Consider the following 26,649-nt stretch of genomic DNA (forward strand, 5'->3'; position numbering starts at 1 on the left):
TTCAACAGAACGTTGAAACAGTGGCCGCGGAGACTCAGCCACGGAGGCTCGGGAGGGTGCGGGTGTCCGACGTCGAACTGGTACTGCGCTCGACGCGCGTCATCACTCCCGAGGGGACGCGCGCCGCGTCGGTCGCCGTGGCCGGCGGCACGATCGCGGCCGTCCTGCCGTACGAGGCACCCGTCCCCGGGGCGGCCCGCCTGACGGACCTCGGCGACGACGTCCTGCTGCCCGGCCTGGTCGACACCCACGTGCACGTCAACGACCCGGGCCGCAGCGAGTGGGAGGGCTTCTGGACCGCCACCCGCGCGGCGGCGGCCGGGGGCGTCACCACGCTCGTCGACATGCCGCTCAACTCCCTCCCGCCGACGACGACAACCGGCCATCTGCGTACCAAGCGGCAGGCCGCCGCCGGCCGGACCCATGTCGACGTCGGCTTCTGGGGCGGCGCCCTGCCCGGCAACGTCGAGGACCTGCGCCCGCTGCACGAGGCCGGCGTCCTCGGCTTCAAGGCGTTCCTGTCGCCGTCCGGCGTCGACGAGTTCCCGCACCTCGGACAGGACCAGCTGGCCCGCACCCTGGCGGAGACCGCCGCCTTCGACGGGCTGCTGATCGTGCACGCCGAGGACCCCGGCCGCCTCGACGCGGCCCCCCGGCACGGCGGCCCGAAATACGCCGACTTCCTCGCCTCCCGCCCGAGCCAGGCCGAGGACACCGCCATCGCCCGGCTCCTGGCGCAGGCGAAACGCCTCGACGCGCGCGTGCACATCCTGCACCTGTCCTCCAGCGACGCGCTGCCGCTGATCGCGGAGGCCAAGTCCGACGGGGTGCGCGTCACCGTCGAGACCTGCCCCCACTACCTGACCCTCACCGCCGAGGAGGTCCCGGACGGCGCCAGCGAGTTCAAGTGCTGCCCGCCCATCCGCGAAGCCGCCAACCAGGGGCCGCTCTGGCAGGCGCTGGCGGACGGCGTCATCGACTGCGTGGTCACCGACCACTCCCCGTCCACCGCCGACCTCAAGACGGCCGACTTCGCCACCGCATGGGGCGGCATCTCCGGCCTCCAGCTCAGCCTGCCCGCCGTCTGGACCGAGGCCCGCGAACGGGGACACGGCCTGGAGGACGTCGTGCGCTGGATGTCGGCGCGTACGGCGGGACTCGCCGGCCTCGACGACCGCAAGGGCGCCATCGCGCCCGGCCGCGACGCCGACTTCGCCGTCCTGGCCCCCGACGACACCTTCACCGTCGACCCGGCGGGGCTCCAGCACCGCAACCGCGTGACGGCGTACGCGGGCAGGACCCTGCACGGTGTCGTGAAGTCCACCTGGCTGCGCGGCCGGCGCATCATGGCCGACGGCGAGTTCACCGCACCGCAGGGCCGGCTGCTGACCCGCGTCCCCTGACCCGGGTGTCCCCCGGCCTCCGTCCCCCGGCCTCCGATTCCCGGCCTCTGGCCTCCGGCTACCGGCCTCCGGCCTCCGACCCCCCGGCCTCCGATTCCCGGCCTCTGGCCTCCGGCTACCGACTACCGGCTACCGACCCCCGACCCCTGGCCCTCGGCTTCCGATCCCCGACCCCGATCCCCGAAAGGAAGGACCGGATCACCGTGACCGCGCAGCACGCATCCCCCGCGGCCCGCTTCACCGGCGACGCGCGCCCCTACGGCGGCGGTGACCCGTACGCGGACTACCGCACCGCCGACTTCCCCTTCACGCAGCTCACCGACCTCGCCGACCGCCGGCTCGGCGCCGGTGTCGTCGCCGCCAACGACGAGTTCTTCGCCGAGCGCGAGAACCTGCTGCTGCCCGGTCGTGCCGTGTTCGACCCCGAACTCTTCGGACACAAGGGCAAGATCATGGACGGCTGGGAGACCCGGCGCCGCCGCGGCTCCCGCGCCGGGCACCCCTGGCCGGCGGCGGAGGACCACGACTGGGCGCTGATCCGCCTCGGCGTGCCCGGAGTCGTCCATGGCATCGTCGTCGACACCGCCCACTTCCGCGGCAACCACCCCCGGGCCGTGTCGGTCGAGGGTGCCTCGGTGCCCGGCTCCCCGGCACCGGAAGAACTGCTGTCGGACGAGGTGGCGTGGACGACGCTGCTGCCGCGCACCCCGGTGGGCGGCCACGCGGCCAACGGCTTCGCCGTACCGGCCGGCCGGCGCTTCACCCACCTGCGCCTGTCCCAGCACCCCGACGGAGGCATCGCGCGCCTGCGCGTGTACGGCGAGGTCGCCCCGGACCCGGTGTGGCTGGAGGCCCTGGGCACCTTCGACGTCGTCGCCCTGGAGAACGGCGGCCGGGTCGAGGACGCGTCCGACCGCTTCTACTCACCGCCCGCGAACACCATCGGGCCCGGCCGCTCCCACCGGATGGACCACGGCTGGGAGACCCGGCGCCGCCGCGACCAGGGACACGACTGGATCCGCTACCGGCTCGCGGGCCAGGCGCAGATCCGCGCCCTCGAGATCGACACCGCGTACCTGAAGGGCAACAGCGCCGGCTGGGCGTCGGTCTCGGTACGGGACACGGAGCACGGCAGAGCCGAAGGACAGGGTGGGGGCGGCGGCTGGCGGGAGATCCTGCCCCGGACCCGTCTCCAGCCCGACACCAACCACCGCTTCGTCCTTTCCGCCCCGGTGATCGGCACGCATGCGCGGGTGGACGTCTTCCCCGACGGGGGCATCTCCCGGCTGCGCCTGTTCGGATCACTGACCGAGCAGGGCTCGGCCACCCTGGCCGCCCGCCACCGGGAACTGGGCGGCTGACCCGCCGGGGCCGCCCGGCAGCGGGCAGGCGGTGGGTCACGCCGGTCAGGGCGCGGGGCCGCCGTCCACCGCGAACTTCCGCGCCGGTGACGTACGCGGCACCGGCCAGGTGGACGATCGTGGCGGCCACCTCGTCGGCCGTGCCGAAGCGGCCGACGGCGGTCGTCGCCGCCCGAGCGGAGGCGTGGGGACCGTCCGCCGGTTTCATGCCGGTACCGGAACGTTCACGGGTCGTCCTCAGCCGGATTTCCCGCTCTCCGCCGCGGAGAGCAGGGCGATGCCCAGGACCAGGAGGGTGATGCCGGCGTAGAGCTCGAAACCCTCCAGGAAGTCCAGCCGCCTCACCACACCCGGGTTCCAGCCGGTGAACTCGTTCACCAGGCTCGCGGCGCCCTGCAGCAGGGCGATGAATCCAAGAATCTCCAGCAGTCTCTTCATGGGGCCGACGATCGCCGAGCACCGCACGCGTGTGCATCGGCCACCGGGTGCGAGCCCGGTGGCGAAGGTCTGTGTTTTCGTACGCGGAACACGCCGAAGGTCTGCGGCCGTACGACTTCGGTAGCCGATCCGGGCCGGAGCAGGACGGACCGGGCGGCCTCTGCATAGGTTTGACGACCGTGATCAGAGCCGACAAGACGGTGCGGACGGCCTCGGTGTTCACGGGAGCACGATGGCTCCGTCCATCAGCCCTCCTCCACGAACTCGACCGGGACCCCGACGCAGACCGAGTCCCCGACCTCGACGTCGCTTCCGAGCCCGCCCGTTCCGCGCGGCGCCCCCGACGTCCCCGGCGCACCGCGCGGGACTGGGTGGTCGACTTCGCCTGCTTCCTGCTGGCCGTGCTCGTGGGCCTGGCGGGCCTCGAGTCCCTGGTGGCGAATCCCGACGTTCCGCGCGCGCTGGTTCGCGGGGACCAGGTGCTCGGCGCGCTGTCCTGCGCCGCGCTCTGGCTGCGCCGCCGCTGGCCGGTCGGCCTGGCCGCGGTGATGGTGCCCGTCAGCCAGATCTCGGAGACGTCCGGCGGCGTGGCCCTGATCGCCCTGTTCGGCCTCGCGGTGCACCGTCCCTTCAGGTACATGATCGGGGTCGCCTGCGCCCATCTCGTGGCGGCCCCGCTCTACTACTGGTGGCGCCCCGACCCCGAACTGCCCTATGCCGCGGCGGTTGCCCTCACCGTGCTGCTGACGGGCGTGTGCGTCGGCTGGGGCATGTTCGTCCGGTCCAAGCGGCAGTTGCTGCTGAGCCTGAGGGACCGGGCCCGCCGGGCCGAGACGGAGGCACGGCTGCGGGCCGAGCAGGCGCAGCGGCTCGCCCGCGAGGCCATCGCACGGGAGATGCACGACGTGCTGGCGCACCGGCTGACGCTGCTCAGCGTGCACGCGGGCGCACTGGAGTTCCGCCCCGACGCGCCCCGCGAGGAGATCACGCGGGCAGCCGGGGTGATCAGGGAGAGCGCGCACGAGGCACTGCAGGATCTGCGGGAGATCATCGGCGTGCTGCGGACCGGCGAGTCCGACGACGCGGGGCGGCCGCAGCAGACGCTCGCGGCACTGGGTCGGCTGGTCGCCGAGTCGAGGGAGGCCGGGACGAAGGTCGTCCTCGATCACCGGGTCACCGACTCCGGCGCCGCCGTCCCCGCCTCCGTGGGCCGCGCCGCCTACCGGATCGTCCAGGAGGCGCTCACGAACGCCCGCAAGCACGCCCCCGGGGTCGAGGTCGCCGTCGCCGTCACGGGCGGCCCTGGGGAGGACCTCGCCGTGTCCGTACGCAACCCCGGTCCGGCCGGGGAGGCACGGCCCGTACCCGGCGCCGGACAAGGACTGATCGGCCTGACCGAACGGGCCACCCTGGCGGGCGGCACCCTGGAGCACGGCCCCACGCCCGACGGCGGGTTCGAGGTCCGGGCCCGGTTGCCATGGGGCTGAACGGAGACAGGCGAAGCCTCATCACGACCGCCGTCCCGTCGTCGCCACCGCCCGTCCCGACGCCCGAAGGCCCATGACTGCGATCAGACTGCTCCTCGTCGACGACGATCCGCTGGTGCGGGCCGGACTGTCCCTGATGCTGGGCGGCGCCGACGATATCGAGATCGTCGGCGAGGCCGCCGACGGCGACGAGGTCGAGGAACTCGTCGACCGCACCCGCCCGGACGTCGTCCTCATGGACATCCGGATGCCGTCGGTGGACGGCCTCGCCGCCACCGAACTGCTGCGCCGGCGCGACAACACCCCGCACATCGTGCTGCTCACCACCTTCCACGCCGACGAGCAGGTGCTGCGGGCCCTGCGCGCGGGCGCCGCGGGCTTCGTCCTCAAGGACACCGCGCCCGCCGAGATCGTCGACGCGGTCCGCCGGGTCGCGGCCGGCGACCCCGTCCTGTCGCCGACGGTCACCAGGCAGCTCATGGCGCATGCGGCCGGCACCACGGCCGGCAGCGCTGCCCGCACCCGGCACGCACGCGCGCGTGCACGGCTCGCTGCCCTCAACGACCGCGAGCGCGAGGTCGCCGTCGAGGTCGGCCGGGGGCACGCCAACGCAGCGATCGCCGCCGAGCTTCACATGAGCGTGGCCACCGTCAAGACCCATGTCTCCCGTGTCCTGGCCAAACTGGACCTCGACAACCGTGTGCAGATCGCCCTGCTCGTCCACGACGCAGGCCTCCTGGAGGACACCCAGGAGGCCTGACCCGCACAGGGCCGGCAGCGGGCCTCCCGATGCGTCCCAGCATCCCGGTGCCCCGGTACTGCGCCATCCCGATACCCCGAACATGATGGAACCCACCCCACGACCACCACCTGGCGCTCACCTGCGCACGCCCCGACACACTCGTGCTCAGCCAAGCCCCAGCAGTTGCCAACCCTCGACGACGGCACCGCGGCCCGGTGCGCCGTCGCCCGGAGCGCGGTCCTGCCGGTCTTTGCGCCCTGAGCCACTGCCGCCCGTCGCCCGTCGCCAGAGCGGCCTCGACGTCCGAGCGTCCCCGTCCTCCGCAGGGCGCCGCTCAGGCGTGGACCGAGGCCGCCCCGCCCGCGATCTCCATCAGCCGCACCGGTCTGCGCTCCCGCCGGGACAGCTCGCACGCCTCCGCGACGCGCAGTGCCTGGAGGGCCTCGCGTCCGTCGCAGGGATTGGCCCGCTCGCCCCGCACCACCTCGACGAACCCGTTCAGTTCCGCCTCGTACGCGGGCCCGAAACGCTCCAGGAAGCCCGTCCACGGCCTGTCCGCGGCCGGCGGCCCGGTCGGCTCGGTGGACGCGATCGGCGTACGGTCGTCCAGGCCGACCACGATCTGGTCCCGCTCCCCGGCGAGCTCCATGCGCACGTCGTAACCCGCGCCGTTCATCCGCGTCGCGGTGAGGACGGCGAGCGTGCCGCCCTCGAGGGTGAGGAGCGCCGCGCCGGTGTCCACGTCGTCCGCCTCCCGGAACATCGCGGGACCCGCGTCGGACCCGGCGGCATAGACGTCCACGATCTCCCGGCCGGTCACCCAGCGCACGATGTCGAAGTCGTGGATCAGCGTGTCCCGGTACAGCCCGCCGGACTGCGGCAGATACCCGGCCGGCGGCGGCTCCGGGTCACTGCTCATCGCCCGTAAGGTGTGCAGCCGGCCGAGCCGGCCCGAACGCACCGCCTCACGCGCGCCCCTGTGGCCGGGGTCGAACCGGCGCTGGAAGCCCATCTGCAGGACCGTCCCGGCCGCCTCCACCTCCGCGACCGCCTGCAACGTGCCCGCGAGGTCGAGGGCGATGGGCTTCTCGCAGAACACCGGCAGCCCGGAGCGGGCTGCCCGGCCGATGAGTTCGGCGTGGGCGGACGTGGCCGTGGTGATCACCAGGGCGTCCACCCCCCAGGTGTAGATCTCGTCCACCCCGGGCGCCGCCGTCTCACCCAGCCGGTGTGCGAGAGCCTGTGCCCGAGCCGGGTCGGCGTCCGTGAGGATCAGGGATCCCACGTCGCGATGCCTGCTGAGTGTGTGGGCGTGAATGGTGCCGATACGGCCCGTACCGATGACCCCGATGCGCATGGGAACAACCTGCGGCCCGCGTCCCTCCCTGTCAATCCGTATGTCCGGACAATCGAACCACGCCACTTCCCGTCCACCACGCACGGGACTACGCTCGGGCCGTGCCCAAACCAGGAGTGGACCCGACCGTGCAGCTGGAACTGAGCGTGGACCGCGGCTCCCCCGTGCCGCTGTACTTCCAGCTGTCCCAGCAACTGGAGGCCGCCATCGAGCACGGCAGGCTGACCCCCGGGAGCCTGCTGGGCAATGAGATCGAGCTGGCCGGGCGCCTCGGCCTGTCCCGGCCCACCGTCCGCCAGGCCATCCAGTCCCTCGTCGACAAGGGCCTGCTCGTACGGCGGCGCGGAGTCGGCACCCAGGTGGTGCACAGCCAGGTCAAGCGGCCCCTGGAGCTCAGCAGCCTCTACGACGACCTTGAGGCGGCCGGCCATCGACCCGCCACGAAAGTCCTGGTCAACACGGTCGTCCCGGCGCCTCCCGAGGTCGCCGCGGTCCTCGGGGTGGCCGAGGCGGGCGAGGTGCACCGCATCGAGCGGCTGCGGCTCGCGCACGGGGAGCCGATGGCGTACCTGTGCAACTACCTGCCCCCCGGGCTGCTCGACCTGGACACCCGGCAGCTGGAGGCCACCGGTCTGTACCGGCTGATGCGGGCGGCCGGGATCACCCTGCACAGCGCCCGCCAGACCATCGGCGCCCGCGCCGCCGGGGCCACCGAGGCCGAGCGGCTCGGTGAGGAGCTGGGTGCCCCGCTCCTCACCATGCAGCGCGTAACCTTCGACGACACCGGCCGCGCCGTGGAGTTCGGCACCCACACCTACCGGCCCGACCGCTACTCGTTCGAGTTCCAGCTGCTCGTACGGTCGTGACGGTCCTGGACCCGGAGCCCGCGCACGGGACCTGAAGTTCCGGTGAAGTCCAGGTGGCGCGGGCGACTTGGACTGATCTTCGTCGCATTGTCCGGACAATGTGACCGGATCGTGGAGCGAGGTGTCGAAATGCGAGGGTCGTCCCGGCGGGCGCGCCCGCCGTAACGCACCGGGAAGCTCTCGGGAGGCTGTTCGAGGGCCGTCGGAAAGCCGCCGGGAGCGTCCCGCGGGCGACGCGCGTCACGCGGTCCCTCTCCTCCCGGGTACGCCACCCGGGGGCACCGTGAGGCAGAATCGGCGACGATGAGCACCTACCGCGACCTCACACTCCCCAGGGCGCTGAGTTCCGCCCGGGCGGGCGCCGCCCCGATCGGTTCCCGCCGTGCTCCCGTGCTCCGCACGGTCGGCACCCGGGAACGCCGCTCGCACCTGACGGCACCGCGCGTGCCGACCGTCGGCATCGACATCGGCGGCACGAAGGTGATGGCGGGCGTCGTCGACGCCGACGGCAACATCCTGGAGCGGCTCCGCACGGAGACCCCGGACAAGTCCAAGAGCCCGAAAGTCGTCGAGGACACCATCGTCGAACTGGTGCTTGACCTGTCCGACCGGCACGACGTGCACGCGGTCGGCATCGGCGCCGCCGGCTGGGTCGACGCCGACCGCAACCGCGTGCTGTTCGCCCCCCACCTCTCGTGGCGCAACGAGCCGCTGCGCGACCGGCTCGCCGGCCGCCTCGCCGTCCCCGTCCTGGTCGACAACGACGCCAACTCCGCCGCCTGGGCCGAATGGCGCTTCGGCGCCGGACGCGGCGAGGACCACCTCGTCATGATCACGCTGGGCACCGGCATCGGCGGCGCGATCCTCCAGGACGGCCAGGTCCAGCGCGGCAAGTACGGCGTCGCCGGCGAGTTCGGCCACATGCAGGTCGTCCCCGGCGGCCACCGCTGCCCCTGCGGCAACCGCGGCTGCTGGGAGCAGTACAGCTCCGGCAACGCACTGGTCCGCGAGGCGCGCGAGCTGGCCGCCGCCGACTCGCCGGTCGCCTACGGGATCATCGAGCACGTCAAGGGCAACATCGCCGAGATCAGCGGACCGATGATCACCGAGCTGGCCCGCGAGGGCGACGCCATGTGCATCGAGCTCCTCCAGGACATCGGCCAGTGGCTCGGCGTCGGCATCGCCAACCTCGCCGCCGCCCTCGACCCCTCCTGCTTCGTCATCGGCGGCGGGGTCTCGGCCGCCGACGACCTGCTGATCGGACCCGCGCGGGACGCGTTCAAGCGGCAGCTCACCGGCCGCGGCTACCGCCCCGAGGCCCGCATCGTCCGCGCCCAGCTCGGCCCCGAGGCCGGCATGGTCGGCGCCGCCGACCTCGCCCGCCTGGTCGCCCGCCGCTTCCGCCGCGCCAAGCGCCGCAGGGTCGAGCGGTACGAGCGGTACGCGGAGGTCGGCCGAGCCGCCCAGGAGGCGCCGTGACGAGCGGGGATCCCCACCGGTCCGCCCGTTCCGGCGGGCCCCGGCCGCCCGAGGGCCGCGGGCACATGGTCCGGCGCAGGGCGCTCACCCTCCTGATCATCGTGCTGCTCATCGGCGTCCCCGCCGGATACCTGATGATCTCCGCGAACCAGAGCCGGGCCAGCGGCAAGGACAAGGAGGCCAGGTACTCGGCGAACGGCCTGACCCAGGGCTGGCCGTCGAAGGTGCAGCGCCGCCTCTACCAGGTGCCGGTCCCGCACCCCGCCTGGTGGGTGGCCACCTACGAGACGAACAACTGGAAGACCAGCCGCCTGTACGTCGAGTTCGAGACCACCGACGCCGGCCTGAGCGCCTTCCTCACCGGCATGGGCGTCCAGCAGGACGACCTGGAACCGGACAGCATCACCATCGGCGAACGCGACCGGGAGGTCACCGGCTGGAAGTTCGACCGCCCCGGCATCTGGTCCGGTCTCGTCAACGAACAGAAGAATCCCGCGCCCACGCACGATGTCGTCGTCAACGAGGGCAAGCCGGGCTTCCCCAGGGTGTACGTCGTCTCCCGGACGGTTCCCTGATCCGCACCGCCGCTCCCGTCCCGTGACCGGGGGTGTCCGCTCCGGCCGGGCCCGGCCGCCGTCACCGACTGTCAGTGCCCGCCCGTAGAGTCGAGGGCGAAGAGGCGGACGACACGGGTGGGCATGGACGGCAACGGGGACGGGCGGGCGGTGACAGGGCGCATGAACGAGGCGACCGCGACGGCCGACCGGTACACGGCAGGGACGCGCACGGGCGTGGGGGACGCGGCGCCCGCGGACGTCGCCGCCGGAGAGACCTCCGGGATCTCCGGGATTCCCGAGTTCTCCGTCGGGCTCGCCGCCGTCTTCCTGCCGTCGGCCCTGCCGCGCGACGGACGCGTCGCCTTCTACGACCCGGCGAGCGGCCCCGCCGAAGCCGCGCCCGAAGCCACGCCGGAACCCGCCGGGCCCGAACCCGCCCGGCCGGTCGTGGGCGGCGCCGGTGGTCCCCGGTCCGCCGACTCCGTACCCGCGCCGTCGGCGCATGCTCCGGGTACGCGGCTCACCGTCATCCGCCCGCACGGCGACGGGATCCGGCGGCGGACGGTCGGCGCGCTCTCCCTCCCCCTCGACGAGGCCCTGCCCCTGCTGGTCCGCGCCCGGCACGCCCCCGCGGCGCACCCCGCCACCGCCTGCTGGGGCGCCGCCGCCCTGCACGCCCTGCGGCTCACGGCACGCGGCCGGCTGCTGCCCGGCCTGACGGCCACCGGCCACGACGCCTGGCGGGCCGGCCCTCTCGAACCGGACGACGTGGCACACCTGCGCGCGGTGGCCGCGGCCATGCCCTTCGAGGGTCACGCCGTCGCGCTGCCCGGCCCCGGCCCGCTCCGGCTGCCGCAGCCGGAAGCCCTGGTCCGCGCCTTCCTGGACGCGGTCGCGGACACCCTTCCCCGCACCCCGGCCGCGCCGTACGCCTCGGGGCTGCCGTTCGCCGCCCGCACGGCCCAGCGGCTGCCCGGCGCCCACGACTGGGCCGCCGAGGTCGCCGCCGGCATGGATGCCGGTGTGCGCGTCTCGCTCCGCCTCGACCTCTGTGCGTACGACCTGTTCGACGGCTCCGAAGAAGGCGCGGGGGGCACCGGCGCGCGCGGTGCGGGCGCGGCGGTCGTCCAGGTGCACAGCCTCGCCGACCCCACCCTCGTCGCCGACGCGGCAGCCCTGTGGGCGGGGACGGCGGACAGCGCGTTCGGCCCCCGCGCGCGCGTGGACGCCGCCCTCGCCGTCCGCCGGGCCGCCCGCGTCTGGCCCCCGCTGGACCGGCTCTCCGTCCAGGACGTCCCCGACGTACTGCCCCTGTCCGAGGACGAGCTGAACGACCTGCTCGGCGTCGCCGCCACCCGCCTCGCCGCGGCCGGCGTCGCCGTGCACTGGCCGCGGGACCTGGCCCAGGACCTGACCGCGACGGCGGTGGTCCGGCCGGCCCCCGGATCGGCGACCGACGGGAGCGGCTTCTTCGAGAGCGAGGACCTGTTGCGGTTCGGCTGGCAGATCGCGCTCGGCGGCGACCCGCTCACCGACACCGAGATGGACGCCCTGGCCGAGGCCCACCGTCCCGTCGTCCGGCTGCGCGACCAGTGGGTGCTGGTCGACCCCGCCCTCGTCCGCAAGGCCCGCAAACGGGAGCTGGGCCTGCTCGATCCCGTCGACGCGCTGTCCGTCGCCCTCACCGGCACCGCGGAGGCCGACGGCGAGACCGTCGAGGCCGTCCCCGTCGGCGCTCTCGCCGTCCTCCGCGACCGCCTCACCACCGGCGTCCGGCCGGCCGACCCGCCCCCCGGACTCGACGCCACCCTGCGCGACTACCAGCTGCGGGGCCTGGCCTGGCTCGACCTGATGACCTCCCTCGGCCTGGGCGGCTGCCTCGCCGACGACATGGGCCTCGGCAAGACGATCACCCTCATCGCGCTGCATCTGAAACGGAACCGCGCCGAACCGACCCTGGTCGTCTGCCCCGCCTCGCTGCTCGGCAACTGGCAGCGGGAGATCGCCCGGTTCGCCCCCGGCGTCCCCGTGCGCCGCTTCCACGGCCCGGACCGGACCCTGGACGACCTGACCGGCGGCTTCGTCCTCACCACCTACGGCACCATGCGCTCGGCCGCCCCGACACTGGCCGCACAGCGGTGGGGCATGGTCGTCGCCGACGAGGCGCAGCACGTCAAGAACCCGCATTCGGCCACGGCGAAGGCCCTGCGCACCATCCCGACGCCCGCGCGCGTGGCTCTCACCGGCACCCCCGTCGAGAACAACCTCTCCGAGCTGTGGGCCCTCCTCGACTGGACGACCCCCGGACTCCTCGGCCCTCTCACGTCCTTCCGCGCCCGGCACGCCCGCGCGGTGGAGGCCGGCGAGGACGACGAGGCCGTCGAGCGCCTCTCCCGCCTGGTGCGGCCCTTCCTCCTGCGGCGCAAGAAGTCCGACCCCGGCATCGTCCCGGAGCTGCCCCCCAAGACGGAGACGGACCACCCCGTCCCGCTCACCCGCGAACAGGCCGCGCTCTACGAGGCGGTGGTGCGCGAGTCGATGCTCGCCATCGAGACGGCCCAGGGCATGGGCCGCCGGGGCCTGGTGCTGAAACTGCTGACCGCGCTCAAACAGATCTGTGACCACCCGGCGCTCTACCTCAAGGACGAGCCCGCCCGGTCCGGGCACGCACGGGCCGGCGGCGACCGCCTCGCGGCCCGCTCCGGCAAGCTCGCCCTGCTGGACGAACTCCTCGACACCGTGCTCGCCGAGGACGGGTCGGCCCTGGTCTTCACGCAGTACGTCGGCATGGCCCGGCTGATCACCGCACACCTGACCGAGCGCGCGGTGCCGGTCGACCTCCTGCACGGCGGTACGCCGGTCCCGGAGCGGGAGCGCATGGTGGACCGCTTCCAGAGCGGTGCGACGCCCGTCCTGGTCCTCTCCCTGAAGGCGGCCGGCACCGGCCTGAACCTCACCCGCGCGGGGCATGTCGTCCACTTCGACCGCTGGTGGAACCCGGCGGTCGAGGAACAGGCCACCGACCGCGCCTACCGCATCGGCCAGACCCAGCCGGTCCAGGTCCACCGCCTGATCACCGAGGGCACGATCGAGGACCGCATCGCCGAGATGCTCGAGGCCAAGCGGGCCCTCGCCGACGCGATCCTCGGCTCCGGCGAGTCCGCCCTCACGGAACTGACCGACCGCGAGCTGTCCGACCTGGTCTCCCTGCGGAGGACGTCATGACGCCCCGTCCGTCCGACGAGGCCCGGGAGGCCCTGAGGGAGGCCCGCAGGCGCGCGGACGCCGATCCGGCGCCGGACGCGGGGGAACCCGGGAATCCCGCGGGCACCCCGGGCCAACGTCCCGGTGACGTGGCCCGTGAGGCCCTCCGCAGAGCGGTACGGGCTCGCCGTGCGGCGGACGCGGGAAGCCCGGAGACGGTGGCGGACGGAAACAGGGACGGAGACGGAGACGGGTACGGGGCCGGTGACGCGAAGGACGACCCGGGCGCGGAAGCGGAGGCAGAGACGGGACACGGGGGGCCGGTGGTGACCGGGGACGCCGCCACCGACACCGGCGCGCAAGGGGAAGGGCCCGCAGGGGAGCCGGCTGCCGTTGCCCTGCCGTCCGTTGCCGACGGCACCCGGAGCCGTCCGGACGGTCTGGACCATCCGGCGCCGCGGTCCGCCCGGCGCCCCGCCGACATCGCGCGGGAGGCACTGCGTTCGGCCCGTCAGGAAGCACTGCGCGCGCGAACGGAGACCGACGACCGGACTTCCGGCGACCGTGCGACCGGCGACCGGTCCTCTGGCGACCGGACTTCCGGCGGCAGGTTCTCCAACGAGCGGGTCTCCGACGACCGTGCGACCGACGACCGGGGGAGCGACGGGCGAGCGACCGTCACCGGCCCCCACACCGGCCGAGCTCCGTCGGGCACCGCTCCCCGTGTTCCGCGCGTCCCCCGTACCACCCGGGGCGACCGCGCCGCCGGTGTCCGGACGGCCGGGACGCCGGCCGAGGAGGTGGGAGTACCCGCGGTACGGAACCTGCTCACCGACGTCGTCCCCCCGCTCCCGCCCCCGCCCCCCGACGCGGCCGAGCCGCCCCCGGAACCCGACGGCCGGCCTCACAGGCCGCCGACCGCCCACGAACCCCCGGCGCCCCCGGCGCCCCCGGTACACCCGTCTCCCCATCCGTCCCCCGCCACCCCCCGAACGCCCCGCTCCATGGCCGCCCCCACCCGGGACGGCGAGTTGCGCCGCACCTTCCCCGCGTTCCCGTCCCGCACCCCGGACGGCACGGGGTTCGCCGACACCTGGTGGGGTGACGCATGGGTCACGGCGCTGGAGGAGGGCGCGCTCGATGCCGCGCGGCTGGTCCGTGGACGCCGGTACGCCGAGCGGGGGCGCGTCGACGCCGTCACCGTCACCCCCGGTCTCGTCCTCGCGTACGTCCAGGGAAGCCGTCCCCGCCCGTACCGCGTGCAGGTACGGCTGCGCACCTTCGAGGATGCCGAATGGGAGCGGTTCCTGGAGGCGGCCGCCGACCGGCCCGGCCACATCGCGGCCCTGCTGGACAAGGAGATGCCCCAGTCCCTCGCCGACTGCGGGGTCCCGCTGCTGCCCCGCCCCGGTGACCTCGACCCGCGGTGCAGCTGCCCCGATTCCGGCCACCCCTGCAAGCACGCCGCGGCCCTCTGCTACCAGACCGCCCGGCTGCTCGACGCCGACCCGTTCGTGCTGCTCCTGCTGCGCGGCCGGGGCGAGCGCGACGTGATCGACAACCTGTCCCGGCTCAGCGCCGCCCGCACGGCCCGCGCCACCCGGGACAGGGAGCCGGAACCCCTCCCCGGGGTGCGGGCACGTGAGGCCATCGCCCCGCGCGCCCTCCCGCCCCTTCCGGCACCGCTGTCACCACCCCCGCACCCGGAGCAGCCGCCCGTCTACCCGGCGGCCCCGGGCGGCCCGGACCCGTTCGCGCTCGACCAGCTCGCCACCGACGCCGCAGCCCGCGCCCACGCCCTGCTCACCACCGGCCGCGACCCCGTCGGCCGGCTCACACTGTGGCAGGACGCCGTGCGGCTCGCCGCCGCCCGCCCCGGCTCCGGACTCACCGCCGCCACCCGCGGGCTGTACTCCTCCCTCGCCCGCGCGGTCGGGCGCACCCCGGCCGAGCTGGCCCGCGCGGTCGCCGCCTGGCGCCAGGGAGGCCCGGCCGGGCTCGAGGTCCTGGAGGATCCCTGGGACCCGCCGGCCGGCCGCTTCGACCGCGCCCGCCCCCTCCTCCTCGCCGCCGACCTGCCCGCCTTCCGCCCCTGGCACAACCACCTCACCCACCCCCGGGGACACCTCCAGCTCCGCCTCGGCCGCGACCACCTCTGGTACGCGTACGAGTCCGAGCCCGGCCACGACGACTGGTGGCCCCGGGGCACCCCCGACCCGGACCCGGTGGGCGCCCTCACCGGCCTGGACGCCCCGGGCACCCGCTGATGCGAGGTGCCGGGGCGGTTCCCGGCCGGCGGCCGCCGGGCGCGCCCGCCCCGGCACAGCGGAGCGAGGGCGCCCACGCCGACCACCACCGGTCGTCACCGTGGGCCACCGGTTGTCACCCGAACGGTACGCGCCAATGCTCCCGGGCGCGGCAGTGCCGACGCCGCGTCCCGTCCGTCGTCCCGGCCGCTCCGTCGGGACCGCCCGTGGGGTGCGGCGATGCCGCCGACCGCCCGGCGTCACGAAGCGCGCACAACTCCTTCACGGCAGGTGCACTTTCGGTCGACGGGCGGGCGCAAGGCCGTTCGTGGGGGAGACGGTCGCCGGGGTGCGTGCCTAGCCTCCCGGCCCATGAGATCACCACTGAGACGCCTCGGACCCGCCGCCGTCCTCGCCTTCGTCCTCGCCCTGTTCGGTATGGCCCCCCAGGCCGCCGCGGCCGAACCCGGCCCCGCCGAGCTGACGTTCACCACCGACACCGCCACCACCACGCCCGGCGGCACGGTCCAGCTGTCGATGACCCTCACCAACAACAGGACGTACGACATCTGGTTCGTGTACCAGACGATCGACCCCACGTGGCTCACCACCCAGCGCCCCGACCTGAAGTACAGCTTCACCGGGTGCGCCCTGGCCACCGCGGCCGGCAGCACCCCCTGCGCGGGGACCGGGCCCGCCGATCTCGGCGCCAACTACGGCACCACCGTCCCGCCCGGGCAGAGCCGGACCGTCACGCTGACCCTGCAGGTCGCGCCCGACTCCGGCTGCAACGGCGACATCGGCTTCTACTCGTACTACTACGCCGAGTTCAGCGACACCCAGAACGCCGGCGGCGGCCCGGTGTACACGCCCGAGACGCGGGTGCTCTGCGCCTGACGGGCTCCGCGGACCTGCCAGGTCCCCGACGGTCCGGCCGGTCCCCGGCGTCATTGACCGAATCCGGTCCGGCGCCGCACCGGCCGAGAGGTCCGGAGCTCCGGCAGTGCCACCGGCGGGCCGCTGCGGCCCGCCGGTGCTTCGTTCGCTCTTTGACCTGCTCAGGTGTTCCACGCGCCCGCTGCGGCCTCCCGCGTGCCGGGGTGCCGCACCCGTCGCTTCGGACCGCGGGTGCCCTGATGGTCACCCGCGCTTTTCCGTCAGGTTTCACGACCGGCCCACAAGAACCACACAAAGGCATCACCATGTGACAGGACGGATGCGTCGACGACTGGCCTCTGAGGGGGATGCCGGCGTCACGCAAGGGGGTGCGTCGGCTCCGGCGGAGCGGTGTCCACCCCTGCCCGTGGGAGGGGACTGCACCGCATGAAGCGGATCACACGCACCGCCGTGCTCACGGTGGGCGCACTCATCGCTGCCCTCGGCGTGCCGAGCGCGACCGCACACGCCGCCGACGACTTACCCCGCGTCGACCTGCGCGTCCTGGTCGTCAGCGACGGAGGTCCGGCCGTGGACGCGATCGCGGCCGAACTGGAGACCGCCGGCACGCCGTACACCGAAGTGGACCTCACCCGGTCCGACCGCCCCGCCATCGACGCGGGCTTCCTCGCCGACACCGTGGACGGGCGACCACGCGCCAAGTACCAGGCGGTGGTCCTGCCCGACGACAACCCGTTCCCCGCGAACTCGCCCGAAATGGCGGCACTCGCCGACTACGAGCGGACCTACGACATCCCGCAGGTCGACGCCTACACCTACGCGCGTCCGGAGACGGGCCTGGAGTACCCGCTCGACGGCGGCTACGCCGGCAGCATCGACGGGGTGCGGGCCGAGGTGACCGCCGCGGGCCGGGCGGGCCCCTTCGGCTACCTGGACGGCCAGGTCCCCTTCGAGGACAACTCGCCCACTGTGGGCGAGAGCTACGCCTATCTGTCGACACCCGTGGCCGGCGCGGACTTCACCCCGTACGTCGAGGCCGCGATCCCGGGCCGGGCCGAGCGGGGCTCGCTGGTGGGGGAGTACCGGCACGACGGGCGGCGGCAACTCGTCGTCACCTTCGTCTACAACCAGTACCAGCAGCAGTTCAGACTCCTGGCCCGCGGCATCGTGGACTGGATGACCGGCGGCGTGCACCTGGGCGCCTCCAGGAACTACTTCGCCGTGCACGTCGACGACGTCCTCGCCGCCGACGACCGCTGGGACACGGAGCTGAACTGCACCCCCGGCGACGTCGACTGCCCCGAGGGCGAAGGCACCCCCGACCCGATCCGCATGCTCCCCGCCGACGTGGACCACGCCACCTCCTGGCAGAGCGGGCAGGACTTCACCCTCGACTTCGCCTACAACGCCGCCGGCAGCGTCGATCACCGCGAGGACAACGGCGGAGCCGACGCGCTGGCGGACAGGCTGATCGCCGAGCGCGACCGGTTCCGCTGGATCAACCACACCTACACGCACGCCTTCCTCGGCTGCGAGCAGGACACCACGGTGGTTCCCTGGCGGTGCGCCACCAACGCCGACGGCAGCACCAGGTGGGTCGAACGCGACACCATCTCCGACGAGATCGCCACCAACCGCGTCTGGGGACAGACCGCCGGACTCCCCCTGCACGACGACGAGCTGGTGACCGGCGAGCACTCCGGACTCAAGGTGCTGCCGCAGCAGCCCGACGACAACCCGAACCTCGCCCCCGCCCTCGCCGACAACGACATCGCCTGGCTCGCCTCGGACAACTCCCGTGACCCCGCGCAGCGTCGGGTCGGCCCGGCCACGACCGTGTCCCGTTACCCGATGAACGTCTTCTACAACGCCGGGCGGGCCGCCGAGCAGGTCGACGAGTACAACTGGATCTACACCAGCCGCGCCCAGGGCGGAAGCGGCATCTGCGAGGACAACCCGGCCACCACGACGTGCCTGCCGGCTCCGCTGGACACCGCGACGGGATACACCGACCACATCGTCCCCCTGGAGACCCGGATCGCGCTCGGCCACGTCCTCGCCAACGATCCCAAGCCGCACTTCATCCACCAGTCCAACCTGGCCGAGGACCGCATCGCCTACCCGGTCCTGGACGGCGTACTCGACGGTTACGACGCCCTGTTCGCCGACAACACCCCCGTGGTGAACCTGCGGATGAAGGACATCGGCGTCGAACTCCAGCGCCGCGCCGCCTGGGCCGACGCCCTGCGGGACGGCCAGGTCACCGCCCACCGCACCGGCGGCACGGTGACCGTCGAGGCACCGGACGGCACGGCCGCCACCGTCACCCTGCCCACCGGAACCACCCTCGCGGGCGATACGTTCGGCGAAGGCTACGCGGGCCGGGTGTCCGGCTGGACGCAGACGGCGGGCCAGAGCGCCCTCTCCTTCACCCTGCCGGCGTCCGCCACGGACGGTGCCGCCACCGACGGCAACGGGCCGGCCCCGGACGCGAAGGCCCCGGCCGCCGAGCCGGCCCCGGAGACCCGGATCCCCGCCGGCGTGCGGGACCACGTCCCGTACACCCCGCGGAGCTGAACGGCGCACCGAACGACCCGAGGTACCGGACCCGGTCACCGACGCGTGACCGGGTGCCGGGACCCGGCCCTGCACGCCCCTCCCCGCACCCCACCCCGCACCCGGCCGGGAGCCCACCGATGTACGTTCACCACGGCGCGCGCCGCCCCCGCGCGACGCGCGTCACCCTGCTCACCGAAGGCACCTATCCGCACAGTCACGGCGGTGTGAGCGTCTGGTGCGACCAACTCGTCCGCGGCATGCCCGACATCGACTTCGACGTCCTCGCCGTCACCGGCACCGGCCGTGAACCCGTCGTGTGGGACCTGCCCGCGCACGTCTCGAACGTCCTGACCGTCCCGATGTGGGGGACCCCGCCCGGGGGCCGCCCGCCCGGGCGGCGTCCGCGCGAAGTCCTGGCCGGTGCCTACGAGCAGTTCCTGACGGCACTGCTCGACCCGTGCGCGGAGAGAGGGTTCGCCCCGGCCCTGCACACCATGGCGCGGGCCGCCGCCGACGGAACACTCGGCCCGTTCCTGCGCGGCGACCGGGCGATCGCCGTACTGACCGCCGTGTGGAACCGCCGGGGCCTGGTGGTCCGTGAGGCCCGCCCCACCCTGCACGACGCGGTCACCGCCACCGGACTGCTCGAGCACGCCCTGCGCCCGCTGGCCGCGCCGCTGCCCGAGGACGGGGTCGCCCACGCGGTCAGCGGGGGTGTCGCCGTCCTGCCCGGACTGGCCGCCCTGGAGCAGCACGGTGTCCCCCTGCTCCTCACCGAGCACGGCGTCTACCTCCGCGAGCGCTACCTCGGCTACCGCACCGGCCCCTACCGCTGGCCGGTCAAGGCGCTCGTCCTGGGCTTCTTCCGGCTGCTGGCCGAGGAGAGCTACCGCAGGGCCGCCCTGATCACGCCGGGCAACCGCTACAACCGGCTGTGGGAGGAGGAGGGCGGGGCCGACCCGGCGTCGATCCGCACGGTCTACAACGGGGTGGACCCGGAAGCCTTCCCGCCGGCCGGACCCGAACCGGACACGCCGACGCTCAGCTGGGCCGGCCGCGTCGACCCGATCAAGGATCTGGAGACCCTCATCCGGGCCACCGCCCTGGTCAGGGCGGAACGCCCCGACGCCCGGCTGCGGCTGTTCGGCGGGACTCCCCGGGGCGGGGAGGCCTACCGGGAACGGTGCGAGGCCCTCGCCGCCGAACTCGGTCACGGCGACGCCGTCACCTTCGAGGGCCGCGTCGACGACATCAAGGACGCGTACGCCGCCGGCAACGTCGTGATGCTCTCCAGCATCAGCGAGGGCTTCCCCTTCACGCTGATCGAGGCCATGTCCTGCGGGCGGGCGACCGTGTCCACCGATGTCGGCGGAGTCCGCGAGGCCGTGGGGGACACGGGTCTCGTCGTACCGCCCCGGGACCCCGCAGCGATGGCCGCCGCCGCGCTGGAGCTGCTCGGCGATCCCGCGCGGCGCGCGGCCATGGGGGAGGCGGCCCGGCTCCGGGTGATCGAACAGTTCACCCTGCGCCGGACCGTCGACACCTTCCGCGCCATCTACCTGGAGCTGTCCGGCACCCGGCGGCAGCCGGCCGAGGCGGGAACACGGGACGGCGCGCAGACACGGGACGGCACGGGGACGTACGCACAGCGGCCGGCCGGCCCTGCCGCACCGCCCCCGGACGCGCGCACACAGGTCCCCTCACCCATGGCGACAAGGAGCGTGGCCGTATGAGCGGCCCCATGGCACTGGAGCCGGGCGGAGGCGAACAGGACACCCTCGCCCTCCGGCCGGTCACAGCCGTCCCGCGGCTGCCGCGGCCCCTCCCGGCCGACGAGCCCACCCTCGTCGTGCGATTACCGCGGCCCGTTCCGGACCAGGAGGAGGTGGACCGGCTGGCCGCCGGCCTGGCCGACCGCATCGGCCCCGCCGTCCACCCCTACGAGGTGGCCGCGCTGCTGGAGGCGGAAGGCCTGTCCGCGGACGCCGTCCGGCGGCAGTACGGCCATCCGAACCTGTTCTCCCTGGCTTCCGCGCTGTACGAGCGCGTCCCCAGAACGTTCCCCGAGCTTCCACCCGCCCCCGACCCCTGGCGTCCCGACACCGCGCGCTGCCTGCTGCGCGGCGTGCTGTTCGCCCTGCCGGGCCTCGCCTACCTGCTCGCCGCACCGCTGGGGCAGTCCGCGCGGTACGCCCCCGCCCTCATCGCGGCCGGTGTCGTCTCCTGGGCCTGGGGCCAGGCACTGGGGCACCGCGCCCACCTGCGCCTGGCGACGGGGCGCCACGAGGCGGGCCGCACCCTGCTGACCGGGGCCGCCCTCGGCGCGGCCCTGGCCACGGCCACCGCGGCGGCGGCCGCCGGCGGCGGACCGGTCACCCTGGCCGCCGCCGCACAGTCGCTGTACCTGGCCGCCGCCTCGACGCTGCTGGTCCTCGCCCGGGAACGGCTGCTGCTGGCAGCCCTGACCCCCCTGGTCGCCGGCGCCGTACTGCTGCCGTGGTGGGAGCCCGGCCCCGTCCTCAGGCTCGGTCTGCCCCTGCTGGCGCTGGCGGCCACGCTCGCCGCCGCCGGCTGGTCGCTGCGCGGCGTGCTCGGCGTCCCGCCCGTCCCCGGCGCGCGCCGGCCACCGCTGCCGGTCTCCCTGCCCTACGGACTCTTCGGCCTCGCCGCGGCGTCGCTGGTCCTGCTGGAGGGCCGACAGCATCCGTACGCCATGATCGTGCTGACCGTGAGCATGGGACCGGCCGAGTGGCTGCTGTACCGCTACCGCGGCTGGTCGGTCGCGGCGCTGCGGGCGACCGCCACGCCCGCCGCCTTCCTCCTGAGGTCGGCCGGCCTCCTCGGCCTCTGCCTGCTGGTCTATCTCCTCCCGTTGACGCCCGCGGCACTCCTGACCGGAGCCGACCCGGCCGCCCTGCTGCTCCTCGCCGCGACACTGTGGACGGCCCTGCTGCTCCAGGCGTTCGGCGTCGCCTGGCCCTCCGCCCTGATCTGCCTGACCGCCGCGGGCTGCGCCGCCGCGGTCACCCTGCTGCGCCTGCCACCGGGGCCGGCCGTCCTGCCGCTGTGCTGCGGCGCCGCGGCCCTGTGCCTGTCGGTGTGCGTGCTGCGGCTGCTCGGCCGGCCGGCGGTGCACGCCTGACCCCCGTGCGCGCACGTCACCACCACCCGCGCCCCTACGGCGCCGCCGTCGCACCCCACCCGTTCACACCACTGGAAGGACAACCGAGTTGACCTCCGCACCGCTCGCCGCCGTCACCGGGGCCGAAGGCTTCATCGGCTCGCACCTCACCGAAGCGCTGGTCGCTGCCGGCCATCGCGTCCGGGCCATGGCCCAGTACAACTCCTTCTCCTCCTACGGATGGCTGGAGACCCTGTCCCCGGACGTCCTGGACCAGGTGGAGATCGTCCTCGGCGACGTCCGGGACCCCGGATCCGTACGCGGCCTGCTCGAAGGGGCCGACCGCGCCTACCACCTGGCCGCGCTCATCGCGATCCCGTACTCGTACCGGGCGCCGCACAGTTACGTGGACACCAACGTCACCGGTACCCTCAACGTGCTCGAAGCCGTGCGCCAGTTGGGTACGCCGAGGCTGGTGCACACCTCCACGAGCGAGACCTACGGCACCGCGCGGACCGTGCCGATCACCGAGGACCACCCCATCAACACCCAGTCCCCGTACGCCGCTTCGAAGGCGGGCGGGGACCGGCTGGCCGACAGCTACCACGCGAGTTTCGACACGCCGGTGGTGACGCTGCGGCCGTTCAACACCTTCGGGCCGCGCCAGTCGATGCGTGCGGTGATCCCCACCGTCATCGGCCAGGTCGCGGCGGGTGAGCGCACCATCACCCTCGGCGACCTGCGGCCCACGCGGGACTTCACCTACGTCGAGGACACCGCGCAGGCCTTCCTCGCCGTCGGCACCGCACCCGCCGAGCAGGTCGTGGGCCGCACCTTCAACGCCGGCACCGGCGGCGAGATCTCGGTCGGCGACCTCGTCGCGCTGATCGGCAAGGTCATGGACAGCGCCCTCGACGTACGGGAGGACACGGCACGGCTGCGGCCCGCCAACTCGGAGGTGATGCGGCTGGTCGCCGACGCCACCCGGCTCGCCGACGCCACCGGCTGGAAGCCCGCCCACACGCTGGAGCAAGGACTCGCCCGGACCGTGGAGTTCTTCCGCGACCCGGCCAACCTGGCCCGCTACAAGACCGGCATCTACAACGTCTGACCCGCCCCGTCCGGCCCGCACCACCGGCCCGCACCACCCGACTCGCACCATCCGATCCGCACCACCCGATCTGCGTCCGGCACGTCCCCGGGGAACACGAAGAATCCGAAGGAGAAGCCCCATGCACGCAGTGATACTGGCAGGAGGCAAGGGCGTCCGGCTGCGGCCCTACACCACAGCCCTCCCCAAGCCGCTCGTTCCCATCGGCGACCAGCACGCCATCCTGGAGATCGTGCTGCGCCAGCTCGCCACGTCCGGCTTCACCCACTGCACCATCGCCATCGGCCACCTCGGCGAGATCATCCGCGCCTACGTCGGCGACGGCTCCCAGTGGGGCATGGACATCGACTACGCCACCGAGGAGAGCCCGCTGGGCACCATGGGTCCCCTGCTCACGCTGCGCGAGCGGCTGCCCGAGACCTTCCTGGTGATGAACGGCGACGTCCTGACCGACCTCGACTACGCCGACGTCCTGAACCGGCACCGGGAGTCCGGTGCCCCGCTGACCATCGCGACCTACGCCCGCAAGGTCCACATCGACTTCGGCGTGCTGACCACACAGGCGAGCCGGGTCGTCGCCTTCACCGAGAAGCCCAGCATGGACTACCGCGTCTCCATGGGCGTCTACGGGCTGTCCCGCTCGACGCTCGAGAACTACACGCCCGGTCTCCCACTGGGCTTCGACGAACTCGTCCTGGACCTCCTCGCCGCCCAGCGCCCGCCGCACGCCTACGAGTTCGACGGATACTGGCTGGACATCGGACGCCCGGACGACTACGACCGGGCCAACGCGGAGTTCACCACCCGCAAGTCCCTGCTGCTCAAGGGAGCCTGAGCACCCATGCGCGTTCTCGTCCTGGGCCGCACCGGCTACCTGGGCCGTCATGTCGTCGCCCACCTGCGCGGTCTGCCGGACACCCAGCTGTCCGAGGCCGGCCGCTCGTCCGCGGGGGCCGGCGCAGGCCTGCGCGTCGACCTGGCCGCCGACTCCCCGGACCGGCTCGCCAAGACCTTGGCGGAGGCGGCACCCGACGCCGTGATCAACTGCGCGGGCGCGACCGGCGGCGACCCGGTCACCCTGGCCGAGGTCAATGCCCGCGGCCCCGCCGCCCTGTGCGCCGCGCTGGGGCAGGCCGCCCCCCGGGCACGCCTGGTCCACCTGGGCTCGGCCGCCGAATACGGCCCGGGGGAACCCGGCACCAAGGTGGCGGAGACGGCGGCGACCCGCCCGCTCGGACCGTACGGCGCGACCAAACTCGCGGGCACGGCGGCGGTGACGGCCTCCGGCCTGGACGCGGTGGTGCTGCGGGTGGGCAATCCGGTGGGACCGGGTGCCCCGCCCACCGGGCTGCCCGGCAGGGTCGCCGCCCTTCTGCGCGAGGCCGGCGCGCCGACGGGAACGGAGGCGGGAACAGGGACCGGGGCGGAGGCAGGCGCCGGGGCGGTGCTGCGGCTCGGTGACCTGTCCGCGTACCGCGACTTCGTCGACGTACGCGACGTCGCGCGCGCGGCGGTGCTCGCCGTCACGGCGGCCGGGCCGCTCCCGCCCGTCCTCAACATCGGCGGCGGCGAGGCGGTCCGGGTGCGCGACCTGGTGCACCTGCTGGCCCGCCGGGCCGGTTTCGGGGGCCGGATCGAGGAGGACAGGGGAGCCGCGGGAGGCTCGGCCCGCTCGGCGGCGGTGTCGTGGCAGTGCTCCGACATCACGGCGGCGGGCGGGGCACTCGGCTGGCATCCCGCGTACACCCTCGAGGAGTCGCTGGCCGCGCTGTGGGCGGCCGGCGGCACGGGCGCCGACGAGACGGGGAGCACCGGTACGGAAGGCGGCCGCGCGCCGTGAGCCTGCTGATCCCCCTGTACGTCCACCCGGCCGAGGACCCGGGCGCCTGGCACCGGCTGATCACGGCCGCCGACCGTACCTACGCCGTCGTGCTCAACCCCGCGAACGGCCCCGGGGCCGGACCGGACCAGGCGTTCACGGCGGTCGCGGACGCGCTGCGGGCGGCCGGTGCCCGGCTCCTCGGCTACGTCGACACCGACTACGGCGCGCGGGACCCGTCCGCGGTCACCGCCGAGGCGCGCCGGCACCGGGAGTGGTACGCGGTCGACGGCTGCTTCCTGGACCGGGTGACCGCGGGGCCGGACGGCCTGCCGGGCTGCCGCAGGCTGGTCCGGTCCCTGCGCCGGACCGGGGCGCGGACCGTCGTGCTCAACCCCGGCGTGGACCCGGCGCCCGGTTACGTCCGCCTCGCCGACCTGACCGTCACCTTCGAGGGGCACTGGTCCACCTACGTCGCCGCGTTCAGCCGCTCCGCCCGGGCGAAGCCGCACCCGCCGGAACGGCTCTGCCACCTCGTCTACGGTGTGCCCGAAGCACTCGTGCCCCTGGCCGTACGCACCGCGCAGGACCGCGGCGCCGGGATCTGCGGCCCGGTGACGGGTGAACTTCCCAACCCCTGGGCCGCGTTGACCCCTGCCCTGACCGTGACCGAAACCGAGGGACGGACATGAGCAGGAAGCCTCCGTTCTTCGCGCCCGCGCCGACGGTGCCGGCCGTGCTGGCCCTGCTGGCCGCCGCGGCCCTGACCGGGTGCTCCGGCCCGGACGGCGCCGGGGACGCGGACACCCGGTCCGCACCGCCGTCCCGCACCTCCCCGGCCCCGCCCGGCCCCTCCCGCACCCCCGACCGGGCGCCCTGGCGCCCACGCCCCGGGCTCGCCTGGCAGTGGCAGCTCGACGGCAGGGCCGACCCGTCGGCCGAGGTGCCCGTCTACGACATCGACGGCTTCGAGAACACCGCCGCGGACGTGGCCCGCCTCCACCGCGACGGCCGCAAGGCGATCTGCTACATCAACGTCGGAGCCTGGGAGGACTTCCGGCCCGACCGGGACGCGTTCCCGCCCTCCGTCCTCGGCAGCACCAACGGCTGGCAGGGCGAACGCTGGCTGGACATCCGCCGGATCACCGTACTGAAGCCGATCATGGAGCGGCGGTTCGACATGTGCCGGGACAAGGGCTTCGACGCGGTGGAACCGGACCTGGTGGAGGGCTACGACCACGACACCGGGTTCCCGCTCACCGCCGCCGACCAGCTCCGCTACAACCGCATGATCGCGGACATCGCGCACGAACGCGGCCTGTCGGTGGGCCTCAAGAACGACCTGCCGCAGATCCCGCAGCTCGTGGACGACTTCGACTTCGCCGTCAACGAGGAGTGCGCGCAGTACGGCGAATGCGCCGAGCTCACTCCGTTCATCGAGGCGGGCAAGGCGGTCTTCCACGTGGAGTACGCCGAGCCGACCGGTGAGTTCTGTGCCGAGTCCCGCGAGCTGAAGCTGTCGTCCATGCGCAAGAAGCCGGACCTGGGGGTGTGGCGGGACCCGTGCTGACCCGCGGGACGACCTGTACAGGGCTGTGACCCGAGGACGCGGACAAGGGTGGATGCGCGGTGCGCCGCCACGACGATCGGGCCGGCTTCCTGCACGCCGAGCTGCTCCTCGGACCGGCCGGTACAGCCGCCCGTCTCCGGCTTCCTCCCGTCGTACTTTGCCCGGGCGGGCTTCGTGCCCTGGCCGGGGCCGGCGAACGGCCCTCCCGCCCCGACCTTCTCGGAGACCTTCGGCGGGTCGGGCCCGGTATGACCGGTCAGCACCTCGGCCTCGGCACCGGACGGATCACGCACGGGCCGCCCACCCCGGGCACGCAGACCGGCTTGACGCTCCTCGACGCCCCGGGCCACGGGCACCCGGCCCACCGGCCGGGCGCCCCCTCCGGTCACCGGAGTGCGGCGGCGCGCAGGGGCGGGTGCCCGGACTGACGAA

Annotated in this window: 20 protein-coding genes; 18 read left to right on the top strand and 2 right to left on the bottom strand. The window is 74.2% G+C overall.

Translation table 11 applies throughout. The features are described 5' to 3' along the window. Window positions 1–62: 62 nt before the first annotated feature. On the top strand, window positions 63–1,403 hold the full coding sequence (allB, locus tag TU30_RS03620; protein ID WP_042164782.1) for an allantoinase AllB: 1,341 nt from the start codon (window positions 63–65) through the stop codon (window positions 1,401–1,403). 203 nt (window positions 1,404–1,606) lie between these two features. After that, window positions 1,607–2,764: an allantoicase gene (alc, locus tag TU30_RS03625; protein WP_042164403.1), complete on the top strand. Its 1,158-nt coding sequence runs from the start codon at window positions 1,607–1,609 to the stop codon at window positions 2,762–2,764. Window positions 2,765–3,001: 237 nt separating this feature from the next. Here alc and TU30_RS03630 read toward each other — a convergent pair whose 3' ends face one another. Further along, a complete protein-coding gene (locus TU30_RS03630) occupies window positions 3,002–3,202 on the bottom strand; it encodes a hypothetical protein (RefSeq protein ID WP_042164784.1) in 201 nt (66 codons plus the stop codon). A gap of 182 nt (window positions 3,203–3,384) precedes the next feature. On the opposite strand from TU30_RS03630, the gene TU30_RS03635 reads away from it, so the two are divergent. Continuing rightward, complete coding sequence (locus TU30_RS03635; RefSeq protein WP_042164788.1) at window positions 3,385–4,689, top strand: histidine kinase; 1,305 nt, start codon at window positions 3,385–3,387, stop codon at window positions 4,687–4,689. Window positions 4,690–4,762: 73 nt separating this feature from the next. Next, entirely contained in the window at window positions 4,763–5,449 is a 687-nt protein-coding gene (locus TU30_RS03640) for a response regulator transcription factor (protein ID WP_042164404.1), read from the top strand. A gap of 316 nt (window positions 5,450–5,765) precedes the next feature. Here the strand turns inward: TU30_RS03640 and TU30_RS03645 are convergent, their stop codons facing one another. After that, entirely contained in the window at window positions 5,766–6,788 is a 1,023-nt protein-coding gene (locus tag TU30_RS03645) for a Gfo/Idh/MocA family oxidoreductase (RefSeq protein WP_042164405.1), read from the bottom strand. A gap of 128 nt (window positions 6,789–6,916) precedes the next feature. On the opposite strand from TU30_RS03645, the gene TU30_RS03650 reads away from it, so the two are divergent. The 14 genes from TU30_RS03650 to TU30_RS03715 all read left to right on the top strand — a co-directional run bounded on the left by TU30_RS03650 (window position 6,917) and on the right by TU30_RS03715 (window position 26,217). Next, window positions 6,917–7,654, top strand: a complete 738-nt coding sequence (locus TU30_RS03650) for a GntR family transcriptional regulator (protein WP_176726145.1) — start codon at window positions 6,917–6,919, stop codon at window positions 7,652–7,654. A 303-nt stretch (window positions 7,655–7,957) separates the two neighbouring features. Next, complete coding sequence (locus TU30_RS03655) at window positions 7,958–9,133, top strand: ROK family glucokinase (protein WP_042164410.1); 1,176 nt, start codon at window positions 7,958–7,960, stop codon at window positions 9,131–9,133. After that, a complete protein-coding gene (locus TU30_RS03660; protein WP_042164413.1) occupies window positions 9,130–9,708 on the top strand; it encodes a hypothetical protein in 579 nt (192 codons plus the stop codon). The genes TU30_RS03655 and TU30_RS03660 overlap by 4 nt, the downstream gene beginning before the upstream one ends. 162 nt (window positions 9,709–9,870) lie before the next feature. After that, window positions 9,871–12,915, top strand: coding sequence for a DEAD/DEAH box helicase (locus tag TU30_RS03665; protein ID WP_234307759.1), 3,045 nt, complete (start codon window positions 9,871–9,873; stop codon window positions 12,913–12,915). Next, window positions 12,912–15,161: an SWIM zinc finger family protein gene (locus tag TU30_RS03670; RefSeq protein WP_042164416.1), complete on the top strand. Its 2,250-nt coding sequence runs from the start codon at window positions 12,912–12,914 to the stop codon at window positions 15,159–15,161. Before TU30_RS03665 ends, TU30_RS03670 begins: the two co-directional genes overlap by 4 nt. A gap of 351 nt (window positions 15,162–15,512) precedes the next feature. Further along, window positions 15,513–16,037 (top strand): hypothetical protein, encoded by a 525-nt coding sequence (locus tag TU30_RS03675; RefSeq protein ID WP_042164419.1) that lies wholly within the window; start codon window positions 15,513–15,515, stop codon window positions 16,035–16,037. Window positions 16,038–16,463: 426 nt separating this feature from the next. Continuing rightward, complete coding sequence (locus TU30_RS03680; RefSeq protein WP_042164424.1) at window positions 16,464–18,614, top strand: DUF4402 domain-containing protein; 2,151 nt, start codon at window positions 16,464–16,466, stop codon at window positions 18,612–18,614. Between the two features lie 119 nt (window positions 18,615–18,733). Continuing rightward, window positions 18,734–20,329: a GT4 family glycosyltransferase PelF gene (pelF, locus tag TU30_RS03685; RefSeq protein ID WP_042164427.1), complete on the top strand. Its 1,596-nt coding sequence runs from the start codon at window positions 18,734–18,736 to the stop codon at window positions 20,327–20,329. Next, window positions 20,326–21,738, top strand: coding sequence for a hypothetical protein (locus TU30_RS03690; protein ID WP_042164430.1), 1,413 nt, complete (start codon window positions 20,326–20,328; stop codon window positions 21,736–21,738). Before pelF ends, TU30_RS03690 begins: the two co-directional genes overlap by 4 nt. An 88-nt stretch (window positions 21,739–21,826) precedes the next feature. Then, window positions 21,827–22,828 (top strand): GDP-mannose 4,6-dehydratase, encoded by a 1,002-nt coding sequence (locus TU30_RS03695; RefSeq protein ID WP_042164435.1) that lies wholly within the window; start codon window positions 21,827–21,829, stop codon window positions 22,826–22,828. 121 nt (window positions 22,829–22,949) lie between these two features. Then, a complete protein-coding gene (locus tag TU30_RS03700) occupies window positions 22,950–23,663 on the top strand; it encodes a sugar phosphate nucleotidyltransferase (RefSeq protein ID WP_042164436.1) in 714 nt (237 codons plus the stop codon). Between the two features lie 6 nt (window positions 23,664–23,669). Then, complete coding sequence (locus TU30_RS03705) at window positions 23,670–24,668, top strand: NAD(P)-dependent oxidoreductase (protein ID WP_042164439.1); 999 nt, start codon at window positions 23,670–23,672, stop codon at window positions 24,666–24,668. After that, entirely contained in the window at window positions 24,665–25,339 is a 675-nt protein-coding gene (locus tag TU30_RS03710; RefSeq protein WP_042164792.1) for a spherulation-specific family 4 protein, read from the top strand. The genes TU30_RS03705 and TU30_RS03710 overlap by 4 nt, the downstream gene beginning before the upstream one ends. Beyond that, a complete protein-coding gene (locus TU30_RS03715) occupies window positions 25,336–26,217 on the top strand; it encodes an endo alpha-1,4 polygalactosaminidase (RefSeq protein ID WP_042164441.1) in 882 nt (293 codons plus the stop codon). The genes TU30_RS03710 and TU30_RS03715 overlap by 4 nt, the downstream gene beginning before the upstream one ends. Window positions 26,218–26,649: the final 432 nt, after the last annotated feature.

This window comes from Streptomyces sp. NBRC 110035 (assembly GCF_000829695.1).
GTDB lineage: Bacteria > Actinomycetota > Actinomycetes > Streptomycetales > Streptomycetaceae > Streptomyces.